This is a genomic window from Mesorhizobium sp. M0058, assembly GCF_040323095.1.
Taxonomy (GTDB): Bacteria; Pseudomonadota; Alphaproteobacteria; order Rhizobiales; family Rhizobiaceae; genus Mesorhizobium.
The window spans coordinates 1-14,138 of sequence record NZ_JAMYUQ010000010.1; the positions used below are offsets into that span (position 1 = coordinate 1).

Below are 14,138 nucleotides of genomic sequence, written 5' to 3' on the forward strand. Positions count from 1 at the left end.
ATCCGTGTCCGCTGAAAGGATCGGATCCAGGTGGCGCCGTGACTGCTCCGGCGCAGCCGGGCTGGAATTCGCCTTGATCGCGCCTTTCCTGGTGATGCTTTTGTTCGGAATCTTCGCCTTCGGCTGGGCCATGAATGCCGTGTCGACCGTCCGCTATACACTGGAAACCTCTTCCCGGGCGCTGCAGCTGAACAACACGCTTTCGCAGAGCGACATCCAGGCTATCGCCACGCAGAAATTGGTGAACCTGGGTCTGAAGAACGTCATTGTGACGATCGCGACCGACCCTGCCAGCGGCGGTTTCAAGATGGCGCATCTGACCGCCAGCTATGCCTTCGTCATCGCTTTCCCGTATTTCGACCAGTATCCGATAAATTACGCCACGACCGTCACGGTGCCCCTGGTTGCTAGCTAGGCGTACGACCGGCTTTCATTGAGTTGGCGGCCCTGTATTCAGCTTCCCAAGGCAATGCGTCGAAGTCGGGCTTGTGCCCCGCTTCACGGTAGGCGGCCTGAGTGAGGAAACCTGCTTTGTCCCGCTCCACAACGCAAACAAATGGCGGAGTGCCCGGGCACCTATAAACGCCTACAGCTTTTTCCATGCAACAGGTGTGCTACGGGTGCTCGGAGATGTCGTCCTTCATTACGATGACAGAACAAGAGCGAGGACAGCAGCGGCCCGGCATCACTGAAAGGGTGCGGGTTGGTAAAATTCGTACAACTCTTTTCATTGCGGAGAGAGTTTCGGCGAGCTTATTAATGTGTCGTTTGCCATTGCCTTTTCTGGGAGGCTGCGATGGTTGCAACGCCCATAGATATCGCTCGAGCGGCCACTACGGCCACCTTGCTGATGCGCCAGAAGTCCATGGCGGAACCCGCCACATTTCGCCGGGACATGGATCAATCGCGCAGGGCCATCCGAGCCTCACGCGAGCTTCTGAAGCGCCTTGGTCACGTCGTCGCGACGTGGCGCTAGGCTGGGAAGATGCCGACCCGTCTACTGTTGCCGTCTCCGCCTTTCAAGCCGACGTTCTCCGCTCTGCATTCCGAGCCCTAGTAGGGGAAACGGGTACGCCTGAGTGTCAATGGCGCGATTTAGCCAAGGCCCTGGTGCGCGATTTCACTGGGTGCGAGCTGATCGAAACTGGCTTGGTGGATTGGATCGTCAGCAAGTAGCCGCTGCCCGCCAGCGGCCCAGCAGCGGTCTGCGGGGACTTTGCAGCGGACGCGCTGGGCCTGACCGGTGGGGCGGTGTGGTATCCGCCGGCTGGCGAACATATGCGCCTCCTGCCAACGCCAGCGAAACATCCAAACGAACGAGGCGATCTAACCGCGATCTCGCCATCCAAGGCCAACACATAGGCCGATAGCAAAGGCCTATACTCGCTGAGAGAACGAAAATGGCCGACGCCATGGTTGGGGAACCCGGGTGGGTAGGCGCCGGCCACAAGTGGAACAAGCCCGCCGCGCCACACACATGGCTGATTTGTCATCACGTGGTTATGGTGTGATCGCGCAGGGCTAGACCAGCGGAACCTAGTAAACGCCGCTTAGTAAGCGATCCTCGACGCGATCGTTCATCGCCACGACGACTTGGGAAACTTGACGGTTGCAGCCCTCTGCGATGTAGGTCAAGTCATGTACATCGGCCCTCCGATCATGAGCAGGCATGCGCCCATCCTACCATATCGCGCTGCCGGTATCGCAAGGCGCCGGCAGCAAGGGGGAGGCGACCAGAGCCGATGTGAAGGGACTAGGCAGCTAATATTCGCTTGCGCTAATTTAAATGTGCCGTAACGTCATGCTCAGCGTTTTTGGGGAGGAGCAACGGTGGGGAGTATGATGAGATTAGCTGTGTTTTGCGCGGCGATCGTGATCGCTGGGACTGGTGTCGCTGTTGCCAAGGAGAAGAAGGTGGTGGTGAGTCACGCCACGGACCTTTGCTCTACGAAGCAGTCGGCCAAGAAGCAGGTGCTCGAGCTGGACTGCAGGCCGACCGGAACCGCCAAATTGCCGGCCGATGGAACGCCGGAAAAGCCGCGCCTCGGATACGACACCGATCCGTGGCTGGTTAAAGGCCTTTAGACACCAGGCGACGGCAACACAGCGCGGCTAAGGGGAATGTGCGCTGGCGGTGAAGCCTTCTTTGTTCTCTCATCGGTGGAACATTGTCGCCTGGAAACGCTTCGGACGGTGCACTGCCCCATCAGTGCAACGTTCCCTTCCTTGTTTGCACTGGCCGGCTGCCGAAAGGTGGCCGGCTTTTTTGTATATAACCGCGCCCTGATGTTTGGGGCTTGGTGATTGGACAGCAGCGAGTGGCCGCTGCTGGCCTAGCGTCCAGGATTGGAATCTGTAAAGGCGAGATCACCAAGGCAGGGATGACCAGACTAAATAACGGTTTCGTCTGTTAGCCGCGACGCCGGCGATAATTGAATTCAGAAGGGCGTCGGCCCGGCTGCCCAACATCAGGGTGCACAGACAGCCGGGCCAAGGCTGGAAGAGTTCCGCTCCCGCCCAGCACGATACGCATCGCACCTGGCCGCAAGCGGTACCAATGGCTCGCCTATTCCGCCGCGTCTTTTCGGCAGGAAACCCTCGGCCTCATCACAATGGAGGGCGACATTCGCAGCGCCCTATGGAACCATCCAGAGTGACATAGGCTGTTTCATGCAACTTCCTGATGACATCAGGAGGCCTGTTAAGCATGCCAGTTGTTCGCGCTCGTAGCTCAGATGCAGGTTGGAGCTCTGCCTAGTGCACCAGTATCGGAAGCGAGAACTAGGAACCGGGAGTGCTGCGGATAGATTGCCGCAGTGGAGCTTTTATCAGCGCATGGCAAGGGCTGCCTTTCTCTCCACGTTGGCGGTCGTCCTGTTGCTCGCGCTATTGCCAGACCACTTGCTGCACGCCCTCGGATTGGCCCTTACGTCTCATCACGACAAGCTCAACCACGCCGCCGCGTTCGCCACCCTGTCGGCTTTGGGTAGCCTCGGCTGGCCCCAACAGGTGGTCCGGCTGGCGGTTCTACTTGCTTTAACGGGCGCAGCGATCGAAATCCTTCAATGCGTCACAGGCCGTGACATGAGTGTCTTCGACTGGTTTGCCGACTGCGCCGGAATGGCATACGGGCTGAGAACTATGAGCTGGGTGAACGAGATTCTGGGCAAACCGGTTATTTGATCGTCACAGGCTCCGCTTTACCGCCGCTGTCTTGGCCCCACTTGCCAGCCTCACGCCCGGGGCCGCCTTCGATCACCCTCGCTATTTCAATTTCCGACGCAAAGGCCGATGGCAAGGCGAATGGGTTTCAGGCCGCTCACCATTTAGACTTAGGTCCGATTCTTTCGCGCAAATGGCCGAAGCCGGAAACATTTCTCCTTCTACTTTGTTGCAGTGGCCGTGCCGCTGAGGAGAACATGCACAGTGCCTCTATCAAACGAACTGCGCGACGTACCTTTAGAATTCCAATGCCCCTCCTGTTCACGCCCTATGGTGAGAAGGGGATCCTGGCTGAAAACGATTGCCGGTTTCAAATGCGATAGCTGCAGGTCCAGAGTGCGGCTCGGCTACGAAGAGAAGCTGGCCATATTCGACCGGCACCTTAAGCGAGGCGCGCCGGATCTGGGCCGACGACCAATGGAGTGCGATCCCGGCAACGGTTCCTGAGAGTGTGTCGGCAATTCAAGCTCCAACTGCTTGCGGTCTGCCGCAAGTCCAAGCTTTCATCTGGTCGCAGGGTCAGGCGGCTCTTTCGTCCGTACGGAACCGATGATGGCGAGAGGTTTCGATGCGTCGGAGCACCGAGCAGGTCTACACGTTTTTCGTAGCGACCACCAATCTCTAGCTGACCGCTTCAACGCTTTGACGAGGTGCGAGCAACTTGATTTTCAATAGTCTTTTTCGGGCCAAAATGCGCGCCGCCTCTGCGATGCGGCCTCCGTAAGCATCGGCGACGAATGATAGCGTCGACAGGTCAATAATGAGGTCACCGACCGCGCCCGCCAAGACATTGGACCCGGGCCCAAATTGATGCACCAGCGCCCGCACTTCCTTAAGTGCCGTCGAGACTTTACCCGCATCCAGCAGCGCCTCGATGTGATCGAAAATCTGCATCCCGACCCTCCCGCTTGCGCCTCACACGCTGAGCCCCCTCGAATGGAAAGGAAAACGAAGCAATATCGCGCGAAAAGAAAGCGCCTGCCAAGGTGCTCGCGGACGAGGCGGCCGCGACTTCATATCGCATCGCCGCAGGGAGGCGGTGCTGAAGGATATCGTAGCACTTGCCGACCGCTTGGCGTCGAAATCGAGACCGCCATCCGCAGCCGCGTCGCCGCCGCCGATGCCATTCCCCGCCAGGCGGGCAGGGGAGCGGCACTGATCGTCATGGGCGTGGCGCGGCGCACCGGCGAGGAGCTCTTCTTCGGCGAGACGGCCACCGGCCTGCTGCAGCGCTGCCCGTGCCCGGTGGTGCTGATCTCCGATTCCAGGCTGCGCCGTGATGACGAGGGCAGGGAAGAGCTGCGGTCGGGAACGGGTGGAGCTTGATCTCCCCCTTGAGGGGCCCTTGAGGGGGTTGAGGAGTGGTCCGCGTAGCGGACAGAAAGCCAATTGCTCGGCTTTCTGAATGACGAAAGCCGGCAGGCCAGAGGGAGTCGCCGCGTGTCAAGCGCTGGCCTCTTCTCGGCAATAAACTCTCGATATGTGACCGATCTCGTGATGCGACAAAGTCCCACTAGGGAGGAAAGAGACGAAGCCTTCTGTCCGCATTGGGAAGCCAACCGGAAGGTCTGCTTTGCGCCCAATCTCGGTCGTTGCAGTTAGGTTTGCGACGGCCTTAAAGCGGACATTACCAGCGTCCGCGCCGGAGGTCGCGGCCGTCTTTCGCAAGTACCCGCAAACTGGCGGCCCGCGAATCCTACCCAGTCGAGATGATAGCGACTATGCCGATTTCAAATGAGCTTCTTGAGCGAGGCTCCGTGCCAGTGCCTCTCCGTCGACCTGGTTGTGCCTGGCAGACAAACGGCCAGCGGTTTCTGCGTCGCCCACCAATATCGCTTCAGCGATAGGCTCGTGGATCGGAATCATGTCCGCGAAAAGATCGACATGCATGGATTCGGTCAGCGCCATGAACAACCGTATCTGTGCCTCCAAAAGTCCATACGTCTGTATGAGGCGTTTGTGCTTTGACATCTCGACGACAAGCCTATGGAAGGACAGGTCAAGCATCATGCATGCAGTCCGGTCACGCTTCTTCACCGCGCCCTGCATTTCCGTCATGAGCTTTCGCAGCGCATCTTTTTCTGACTTGGTGGCATTCTGTGCGGCCAAGCTAGCCCCCAGCGCCTCAAGAGCATCACGCAAGGTGCACAGCTCCAAGGCGTCGCTGGGGTCCATTGCAGAAACGAAGACACCCCTGCGTGGCTTCAATTCGACGAGTCCCTCGCCTTGCAGATGTCTCAAGGCTGACCGGATGGTGCCATTGCTCACCTCGAACTCACGCGCAAAATCTGCTTCGACCAGATGAGCACCGGCGGCAAGCTGACCGCTGAGGATCTTCTCACGGATGCCGTCGGCGACGACAACGTCCAGGCCGGGCCTGTCTGCAGCAATTGCACGAACCATAATGTCCCTTATCATCCGATGATTATGAATAATCAACAATGTGGAGGGCTGGCAAGTTCCGCCAGCCATCACAGACAATGACAGATCAATTTACCCCCATCAGTTCGGGCAACCACAACACCGTTTGCGGCACATAGGTGATGACGCCGAGAACCACCAGCATGATGCCGATGATTGGCAGGCTCTCCCAGACCACCTCCTTCATCGGAGCCCGTGAGATAGCCTGGGTGATGAGCAGGTTGAGGCCGATCGGCGGATGAATGAGACCGATCATCAGATTGAGAACCACGACGAGTCCGAAATGGGTAGGATCGACGCCGAAGCTGAGAGCGGCAGGCAGGAAAATCGGCACTAATATGATTGTCGCCGGGGTCGAATCCAGGAAGATGCCCGCGATCAGGAAAACCACGTTGACGATGAGCAAGAATTCGATCGGCCCAAGATCGCTGTTATGCAATGCCGACTGGATGTCTTTTGGAATTCCATGGATGACGATCAGATAGGCAACGAACGAACTCACGCCAACGACCAGCATGATGTTGGCAGTCTGCAGGGCGGCATCGGTGAGCATCCCCGGTAGCTGCCGCCATTTGAATTCGCGGTGGATCACCCAACCCACGAAGATGGCGTAGAACACCAGAACCGCGCCGAGTTCGGTGACCGTGAACAGGCCGCCCTTGGCGCCCACCATCAACAAGATCGGCATGCTCAAGGCCCAGGCGCTGACGCGAAACTTGGAACCCAGTTCCGACCAGGCCATGCTGCCGCGCGACGACAGGTTCTGGCGGCGCGCAACATAAAGAACGTAGGCCGTCAGCACTGCGGCAATGATCAGGCCGGGAATATAGGCAGCGACGAAAAGCCGTGTGATCGAGACCTGGGCTATCACCCCGTAGATGACCAGTGGGATGCTGGGCGGGATGATCGGGCCGATGATTGCGGCACCGGCGGTGAACGCGGCCGCGAAGGCGCCGGAATAGCCCTCCTTCTTCATTTCGGGGATGAGCAACGCCCCGCTCGCCGCCGCATCGGCGACGGCTGACCCGGATATTCCGGCGAGAAAGACGTTGGTTCCGACGTTGACGATGCCGGAACTGCCACGCACCCTGCCGAGGGCACCGGCAAACAGGTCTATGACTCGGGTGGTGACACCGCCACTGTTCATCACCGACGCCGCCAGAATGAAAAACGGGATTGCCAGCAGGGGAAATGAATCCATGCCGTTGACCACTTTCTGCGCGAACAGGAAGCCGGGCATGCCCCAGATTTGGATGACGACGAGTGCGGCGAGCGCCATGGCAATGGCGATCGGGACCGCGAACATGGTCAGCGCGAAAAATACGATCGAAAGCGTTGCAAGCATTACCATTGTCACAATCCCTTGTGAGCGTAAGCGACGGAATCCTCGACTTCGGTGGCATCATCGGTAGCGCCGCAAACGAGGCGTTCGACGATGAAGAACAGGCCGCAAACGCTGAACACGATAGGCGGCATGTAGAACCAGCGGTACGAAAGGCCGGTGGCCGGCGCTATCTTGAGTTTCACGACGTCGATCAGCTGCGCCGCGTAGATGGCGAACGCGACCAGAAGTATGGCCGTGAGAATGTCGACCCCAATGCCGAGACTATTCGATAGCCGTCCGCTCAGCCGGCCATGCATGAGATCAATGACGATCAGCTTACGCTGACTGACCAGGACAGCGGCGCCGATGAACACCAGCCAGATGAGAAGTATCCTGCATAGTTCGGCCAATTCGAAGGTCGAGCTGTGAGTGATGTAGCGGGCGAGGACCTGGACAAAGACGAGTATGATGATGACGCCCAGAAGCGCAGCCACCGCGTGGCCCAACACCGATCTCAAAACGTCGCCGAGCCGGCGCAGCATGTTCGACATGATTTTCTCCGATGGAACGGTGTCCACACGAGTGACGGGCAGGCATTGATCGCTCACTGAACCGCGCGGATCTTGTCGATGATCGGCTGAAGTTTCGCATCGAACGTCGCCGTCTTGGCTCGCTCGGCGAATTCATCAAGGTTTGGCGTGTGCACGACCACGCCGGCCGCCTTCAGTTCGGTGATGATCTGGTCTGTGTTCTCCTTGGTGTATTTGCGATACCAGTCGGCACCAGCGTCAGCAGCCTTGCCGATCGCTGCCTTGGTTGGGGCATCCAATTTCTGGTACCAGGGCTCACCGCACATGAAACCCATCGTTTCGGCCATGTGGTTGGTCATAACCAGATGCTTGGCCACTTCGTAGAAGCGATGATCCTTGATCGCGACCAGAGGCTGTTCGAGCCCGTCCACGACGCCTTGCTGGAGCGCTGCATAGGCTTCCTCGAATGCGACGGAAGTCGGGCTGACGCCGAGCGCCTGGATGGAGGTCACATAGGCAGGGATTCCCGGCACGCGGATTTTCATGCCTTGCAGGTCGGCAAGGCTGTCGACCGGCTTCTTGACCAGAAACTGGCGAAAGCCGCGAAATCCCGGCCCGAGTACGCGGAAGCCGGCTTCGTTCGCTATTGTGTCCAGGATCTCTTGTCCGACGGGGCCGCGCCAGATGCGGAAGAAATGGTCATCGTCGCGGTAGAGATAAGCCACGCCTTCGATGTTGGCCGCCGGAGCAAAGTCGCCAAGGTCGCCGACGCTTTCATAAAGGCATTCAAGCACTCCACCCTTGACCTGCTCGACCATCTCGCTCCAGGTTCCGAGCTGTGATGCCGGAAACAGCTCGACGGTGACATCTTTCCCGAGCGCCGCCTCGACCTGCTGCTTGAACAGCTCGATGACCTTCGTATCGGGCGACTCCGGGGTGCCGGTACCGCCGACGCGGATATGGAGTTCTGCATTGGCGCACGCGATGCTCGCCGTCGAGATGAGACATACGGCTATGACAGTCTTGAGAATTGCTTTCATCGTGGTTCCCCTTTGGTTGATGTTTCCGGCAAGCGGTTTGTCCGCGTTGCCGGCCTGCACTGCGTAATGCGTCTCAACGCGAAATGAGGTCATCCAAGGCCGCCCGAAGTTTCGATCCGGGCGCCAGACCAAGCGCGCGAGCGGCCGCGTTTACATAGGAGATGACGCCGTTGTCCCACATGTCCTGGGAGTCGCCGATGCGCGCACTCATGTGAGCGACGGCGCCTGCCGGAATGCCCTTGGTCTGCAGCATGTCGAGCGCGACGATGCCCGCATTTTCCTTGCCGACGCCGGCATCGTTGAAAAACACGCCACCAAGCGGCACGGCCAGGGCAAACTCCCCCGAACTGGCTCCGCCATGAGAGGCGGACACAACGATGGCGCCCTCATCTTCCAGGGTGTCACCTTGGTGATCGAATCCATGAGTATGACGCGACCGCCAACGCCACTTCCAATCTCGCTCTTCAGCATCAGACATCTCCTTTGGGCTGCGGTGGTTTCTCGCGAAAGGCGTCAGGCATTGCGGTCAGCACGTCGTCCAGCGCGTCGACGATCTGATCGATCTCCGATTCCTTGATGGTGAAGGGCGGGCTGATCTGGATGTGATCGCCACCACGTCCGAAATTGACGCCCGGCACGCCGGGGTTGATGATGACGTCGCGTTTGCGCATCTCCGATGCCAGCATCGCTGTGAAGCCGGCATCTTCCGGGAAGGGCGCGCGCGAACTGCGATCCGCCACGAACTCCAGGCCGGCAAAGAGGCCGCGACCTCGAACCTCGCCGATGCAGGGATGGCGCTGCTGCAGAGCATCCAGACGGGAGAAGAGATATTGTCCGATGATTCCGGGGCGAGCGAACAACTGCTCGTTCGTCATGATCTCGAAGACCTTCTGGCCTATGAAACATGAGGCGGCGTGTCCGCTGTAGGTGAAGCCGTGGACGAAGCGGCGCTTTCCCGAGCGGAAGAATTCGGTGATCTTGTCGTTGACGATCACTGCGCCAAGTGGCGCATAGCCGCTGGCGATCGCTTTGCCGGCGGTGATCATGTCCGGCAGCACGCCCCATTGCTCGATGGCGAAGGGGGTGCCGGTTCTGCCGTAGCCGGTCAGGACCTCGTCGGCGACGAACAGCACGCCATAGCGGTCGCAGATTTCGCGGATGCGCCTGTAGTAGCCAGCATGGGGCACGACGCCTGAACACGTCGTTCCGATGATCGGCTCGGCGAAGAAGGCCGAGATCGTTTCCGGCCCTTCGAGATTGATCGTTTTCTCGAGCTCGTCGGCGCAATCGAGCGAACAACCGTTTTTGTCGGCGCAGTATGCGCAACGATATTCGTAGGGCGGTGCGATATGAATGACCGGCAACATGTACGGGTCGTAGGGCTTGCGCCAACTGGTTCGACCCGACATCGCCAACGTGGCGAGGGTAACGCCATGGTAGCTCTGCCACCGGGTGATGATCTTGTGGCGTCGCGGCTCGCCCCGCTCCAGGTGATATTGGCGGGCGAGCTTGACCGCTGTCTCGTTGGCCTCCGAGCCACCCGAGACGAAATACACCGAAGCCATGCCTTTCGGCGCGACCGAGAGCACTGACGCCGAGAGCTGCTCCTGCCAGGGATGCGTGAACCCCGCTGTATAGACGAAGGTGACGCTGTCGCCGGCGTCGGCAAGAGCCTGGGCGATCTCAGTTCTCCCATGACCGATGCCGACGACCCCAGCGCTGCCCATCGCATCAAGGTAAACCCGGCCGTCGTCGCTATGAATGAACACGCCCTCGCCGCGCGATATCCGTATCGGGGCAACCGAGTAGTCCCTGGAGAATACGGTCATGGCCGCTCCCTGGTTCGTTTTGAGATGCACCTGGGCCGATTGCCCAAGTCATCCTCAAATGAAAGCGAGAGGGCGCTCTTGTCAATAGAAAATAATTAATTATTATATGTTTCAGGTTTGAGACTGGAGATTCATGTGGGTGTCATTCGCTGGAAATCGGAAAATGGGCTGGGGTTGGAACACCTTGTCTTCGATCGCGACGCAGCCGGCGTTACCGCTGACGGCACAGTGATCGGAGAGCGGCAAGGGCAAGCCTATGGCATGCGCTACCGCCTCCGCTGCGCAATGGATTGGACGGTTCGGGAGGTGGCGATCGACATCGTCGGAGGCGGCAAGATACGCCTCGAAGCGGATGGCCGCGGCGAATGGCGGGACGCCAACGGGATCATCCGTGCCGATCTTGCCGGATGCATCGATGTCGACATTTCCGCGACACCCTTCACCAACACCTTGCCGATCCGGCGACTACGGCTCGCTGTAGGCGAGCGTCGGCCGATCCGGGTCGCCTATATCGCCATTCCTTCCCTCGAGGTGGCGGCGGCCGAGCAGGCCTATACCTGCCTGAAGCCCCGTGAGCGCTACCGCTACGAAGGTATTTTCCGAAACTTCCAAGCCGAGCTCGATGTCGATGAGGACGGCCTCGTCCGCGACTATCCGAGCCTTTTCAAGCGGTGCGCCCCGGGCGATGGCTCGGCGCAAGTCTAACTGTCAACGAACTCAAATAGCGGCTTTTGCCGCGGAGAAGAGCCTGTGCCCGATCGTATCCGATGCACCTATCTGCTGGAATCTCCAATCGACATCGGCAGGGCCGCCGAGCTGCTGGCAAGCGAACAGTCGATCGGCTCCTTCACCCGGGTCGCCGGAGAGACAGACGAGATCATCGAACGCTTCGGCGGCCGTGTGGACGAGTTGCGTGTCGTCGCCGAGGACACGCCTCCAAGCTTGACAACATCGCTGCCCGGCATCGACGAACGCTCCCGGTGCAGCCGGGCGATAGCCACTATATCGTTCCCTGTCGAAAATTTCGGCCCGAACCTTCCATCGCTTTTCGCCATCCTGCTCGGCAACCTCTTCGAGCTGCAGGAACTGACCGGCGTCCGACTTGAGGATGTCGATATCCCCGCGAGCTTTGCCGACCGGTTTCCGGGGCCGGCCTTCGGCATTTCCGGAACGCGTCGATTGAGTGGCATCGTCTCGGGCCCAATCATCGGCACCATTGTCAAGCCGAAACTCGGACTTGAACCCGCAGCCATCGCCGATCTGGTGCAGATGCTCGGCGATTCCGGAATCCATTTCATCAAGGACGACGAATGCATGACCGATCCTCCATCCGCGCCGTTCTCGAAGCGCGTCGAGGCGATCGCCCCGGTTCTCGATCGCCTGGCCGACAGGCACGGCCGCAAAGTCATGTACGCGTTCAACATCAGCGACGACGGTGACCGCATGTGCCGCAATCATGACCTGGTCGCCAACAGCGGTGGAACCTGCGTCATGGTTTCGCTCAACGCCTGCGGCCCTGCCGCCATCGCCCAATTGCGGCGCCACGCCTCGCTGCCGATCCATGCCCATCGAGCCGGCTGGGGAATGTTGACCAGGCACCCCGCCCTCGGATTGAGCTTTACGGCCTATCAAAAGCTGTGGCGCCTAGCCGGCATCGACCAGATCCATATCGGTGGCATCCAAGGAAAGTTCTCCGAAGTAGATGCTACCGTCACCCAATCAGCACGAGCGTGTCTTGGCCCATTCGGCGATCACGCGCCGATCATGCCGGTGATTTCGTCAGGCCAATGGGGCGGCCAGGCACCCGTCACATTCAAGGCATTCGGCAGTGACGATGTCATTTACTTGGCCGGCGGTGGAATCCTTGGGCACCCGCTCGGTCCTGCGGCTGGCGTGCGCGCCATAAGTGAGGCCTGGGAGGCGGCAAGGCTCGGCATAGACCTTGTTGACTACGCCCGCTCACACGAGGCGCTGGCAAGCTCGATCGGTTTTTTCGGAAATCTCAGGCAGATGAGAGCAACTGGCAATGGCTGACACCAATCCATACCTCTGTTTCTATGGAGACGACTTCACAGGCTCCACTGATGCACTCGATGCGTTGACAGCTGCCGGTGTCGCCGCGGTCTTGATTCTCGATCCGTCGCAGGATGTGTTGTCTCAATTTCCCGGTGTGCAGGCCGTTGGTCTGGCAGGGACCACCCGCGCCATGTCCCCTACCGAGATGGATAAGGAATTGCCGCAGGCCTTCCGGTGGATGGCGGATCTGAAGCCCCGTATCATTCACTACAAAGTATGCTCGACCTTTGATTCCTCACCAGAAACGGGCAGCATTGGCAGGGCCATGGAAATCGGACTGACAACGCTAGGCGGCGGCAGCGTACCTATTGTGGTCGGCGCCCCGCGTCTGGGTAGGTTCGTGGCATTTGCCAACCTCTTCGCTCGCGCAGGGTCGGCGCCGACCATTCATCGGATCGATCGTCATCCGGTCATGGCCCGGCACCCCGTAACTCCTATGAAGGAGGCTGATCTCCGGTTGCATCTCAAGGCACAGACGAAGATCCCGATCGACCATATCAGCATAATCGATATGGAGGCGGGGAACTGGCCAGTCATCGATGGCGATACGAGGGCAATCCTGTTCGACACCGTTTCTGCTGATCAACTCACTGCGATTGGGAATTGGCTTGGCAAGCAAAGCCGGGACACACCCGTCTTTTGTATCGGGTCGAGCGCCGTAGAAACAGCTCTGTCGCCAATTATGTCGGCGGAGACTCGATCCGTCGCGCCAGCGCCGACGGAAAACCCAAGCCATCGCGGACCGATCCTTGTGGTTTCCGGCAGTTGCTCGCCAGTTACAGCGCGCCAGATCGACGTCGCGGTTGGTGCCGGCTTTACACCGATTCCAGTTTCAGCCGCAGCGCTCGCAAATCAGGAAGCCTGGGAGGAGGCTTGCACTAAGGCGACCAACACCGCACTGGCGGCATTGGCAGGGGGAAGATCCGCGATTGTCTATACCGCACATGGCGAGCCCGACTTGCTCCCTGGCGACGGCGACATAAACCTGCGCTCGGAAGCCGAACGGATTGGCGTCGGACTGGGGCGCATACTTTCTGCTGCCGTAGATTCCTTGAAGCTCACCAGGGTTGCAGTTGCTGGAGGCGACACCTCCGGGACTGTAACGCGAGCGCTTGGCATCACCGCGCTGCAGATTGCTGCGCCTATCTCTCCCGGTGCGCCGCTTTGCTACGGTCTGCTCCGCCAGGGCGGGCGCATAGAGTTTGCGTTGAAGGGCGGTCAAATGGGCGCGGACGACTTTTTCTGCCGGGTGAGGGATCTCTGACATTTTGTGCAGCTCGATAAGCAAGAAAAATGATCGCTTCTGGCGCGATCGTATCACTCCGTTCGTGCCAGCTTGGTCAGCTCAGGTCGATGACGCAGGGTGGCTGAACGTCCGCTCCTGACATTCCGAGCCTCGAAGCCGTAAGTCTGGTTTCGGCCCCACTTCGGTCATTCGAAACTGGCGCCCGATGACCACCCCAGGCGCAATGTGGACGGCTTTCCGCCGAACAGGGACATCAGTCTTCGACACGCTTCGAGCCGAGGTGCAGCGTTCGTGCGCGAGGAATGGGGCGGGCGGCTTCGAGAGATCGGCCCTCACTTCCAGGAGCACAGCACCACCCCTGCCATACGACGCTGATCCTTGGTTCAGCCGACGGCCTGACGCCATCAACCCGCAAGGGGTCGGACTGCGCGAAGCGTGCCGCCGCTCCGG

The 14,138-nt window shown here is 59.6% G+C and carries 14 protein-coding genes; 7 read left to right on the forward strand and 7 right to left on the reverse strand.

Annotated features, from left to right (window positions below; translation table 11 throughout):
• Positions 1 to 4: 4 nt before the first annotated feature.
• From NKJ75_RS18035 to NKJ75_RS18045, 3 genes are all read left to right on the forward strand, one after another.
• Positions 5 to 415: a TadE/TadG family type IV pilus assembly protein gene (locus tag NKJ75_RS18035; protein ID WP_023708223.1), complete on the forward strand. Its 411-nt coding sequence runs from the start codon at positions 5 to 7 to the stop codon at positions 413 to 415.
• Between the two features lie 1,427 nt (positions 416 to 1,842).
• On the forward strand, positions 1,843 to 2,085 hold the full coding sequence (locus NKJ75_RS18040; protein ID WP_352500012.1) for a hypothetical protein: 243 nt from the start codon (positions 1,843 to 1,845) through the stop codon (positions 2,083 to 2,085).
• A 750-nt stretch (positions 2,086 to 2,835) separates the two neighbouring features.
• Positions 2,836 to 3,183 carry a VanZ family protein gene (locus tag NKJ75_RS18045; RefSeq protein ID WP_352500013.1) on the forward strand — a complete coding sequence of 116 codons (348 nt, stop codon included), beginning with the start codon at positions 2,836 to 2,838 and terminating at the stop codon, positions 3,181 to 3,183.
• 660 nt (positions 3,184 to 3,843) lie between these two features.
• On the opposite strand, the gene NKJ75_RS18050 is transcribed toward NKJ75_RS18045, so the two are convergent.
• A complete protein-coding gene (locus NKJ75_RS18050) occupies positions 3,844 to 4,116 on the reverse strand; it encodes a hypothetical protein (RefSeq protein ID WP_352463694.1) in 273 nt (90 codons plus the stop codon).
• A gap of 42 nt (positions 4,117 to 4,158) precedes the next feature.
• Here NKJ75_RS18050 and NKJ75_RS18055 point away from each other — a divergent pair, with 42 nt between their 5' ends.
• Positions 4,159 to 4,548 (forward strand): universal stress protein, encoded by a 390-nt coding sequence (locus NKJ75_RS18055; RefSeq protein ID WP_352463693.1) that lies wholly within the window; start codon positions 4,159 to 4,161, stop codon positions 4,546 to 4,548.
• Between the two features lie 393 nt (positions 4,549 to 4,941).
• On the opposite strand, the gene NKJ75_RS18060 is transcribed toward NKJ75_RS18055, so the two are convergent.
• The 6 genes from NKJ75_RS18060 to NKJ75_RS18085 form a co-directional block, all read right to left on the reverse strand.
• A complete protein-coding gene (locus tag NKJ75_RS18060; RefSeq protein WP_081725514.1) occupies positions 4,942 to 5,694 on the reverse strand; it encodes a GntR family transcriptional regulator in 753 nt (250 codons plus the stop codon).
• Between the two features lie 16 nt (positions 5,695 to 5,710).
• Positions 5,711 to 6,994: a TRAP transporter large permease gene (locus tag NKJ75_RS18065; RefSeq protein ID WP_352463692.1), complete on the reverse strand. Its 1,284-nt coding sequence runs from the start codon at positions 6,992 to 6,994 to the stop codon at positions 5,711 to 5,713.
• A 2-nt stretch (positions 6,995 to 6,996) separates the two neighbouring features.
• Entirely contained in the window at positions 6,997 to 7,518 is a 522-nt protein-coding gene (locus NKJ75_RS18070; protein WP_023807797.1) for a TRAP transporter small permease, read from the reverse strand.
• A 53-nt stretch (positions 7,519 to 7,571) separates the two neighbouring features.
• Positions 7,572 to 8,537: a TRAP transporter substrate-binding protein gene (locus NKJ75_RS18075; protein ID WP_196814118.1), complete on the reverse strand. Its 966-nt coding sequence runs from the start codon at positions 8,535 to 8,537 to the stop codon at positions 7,572 to 7,574.
• 73 nt (positions 8,538 to 8,610) lie between these two features.
• Positions 8,611 to 9,015: a hypothetical protein gene (locus tag NKJ75_RS18080; RefSeq protein WP_352500014.1), complete on the reverse strand. Its 405-nt coding sequence runs from the start codon at positions 9,013 to 9,015 to the stop codon at positions 8,611 to 8,613.
• On the reverse strand, positions 9,008 to 10,366 hold the full coding sequence (locus NKJ75_RS18085) for an aminotransferase family protein (protein WP_023807799.1): 1,359 nt from the start codon (positions 10,364 to 10,366) through the stop codon (positions 9,008 to 9,010). Before NKJ75_RS18085 ends, NKJ75_RS18080 begins: the two co-directional genes overlap by 8 nt.
• 135 nt (positions 10,367 to 10,501) lie before the next feature.
• Here NKJ75_RS18085 and NKJ75_RS18090 point away from each other — a divergent pair, with 135 nt between their 5' ends.
• From NKJ75_RS18090 to NKJ75_RS18100, 3 genes are read left to right on the forward strand one after another with little or no spacing between them, the layout of a single operon-like run.
• Positions 10,502 to 11,071, forward strand: coding sequence for a putative glycolipid-binding domain-containing protein (locus NKJ75_RS18090; protein WP_352463691.1), 570 nt, complete (start codon positions 10,502 to 10,504; stop codon positions 11,069 to 11,071).
• Positions 11,072 to 11,116: 45 nt separating this feature from the next.
• Positions 11,117 to 12,400 carry a RuBisCO large subunit C-terminal-like domain-containing protein gene (locus tag NKJ75_RS18095; protein ID WP_352463690.1) on the forward strand — a complete coding sequence of 428 codons (1,284 nt, stop codon included), beginning with the start codon at positions 11,117 to 11,119 and terminating at the stop codon, positions 12,398 to 12,400.
• Entirely contained in the window at positions 12,393 to 13,706 is a 1,314-nt protein-coding gene (locus NKJ75_RS18100) for a four-carbon acid sugar kinase family protein (RefSeq protein WP_352463689.1), read from the forward strand. The genes NKJ75_RS18095 and NKJ75_RS18100 overlap by 8 nt, the downstream gene beginning before the upstream one ends.
• The last annotated feature ends 432 nt before the right edge of the window (positions 13,707 to 14,138 follow it).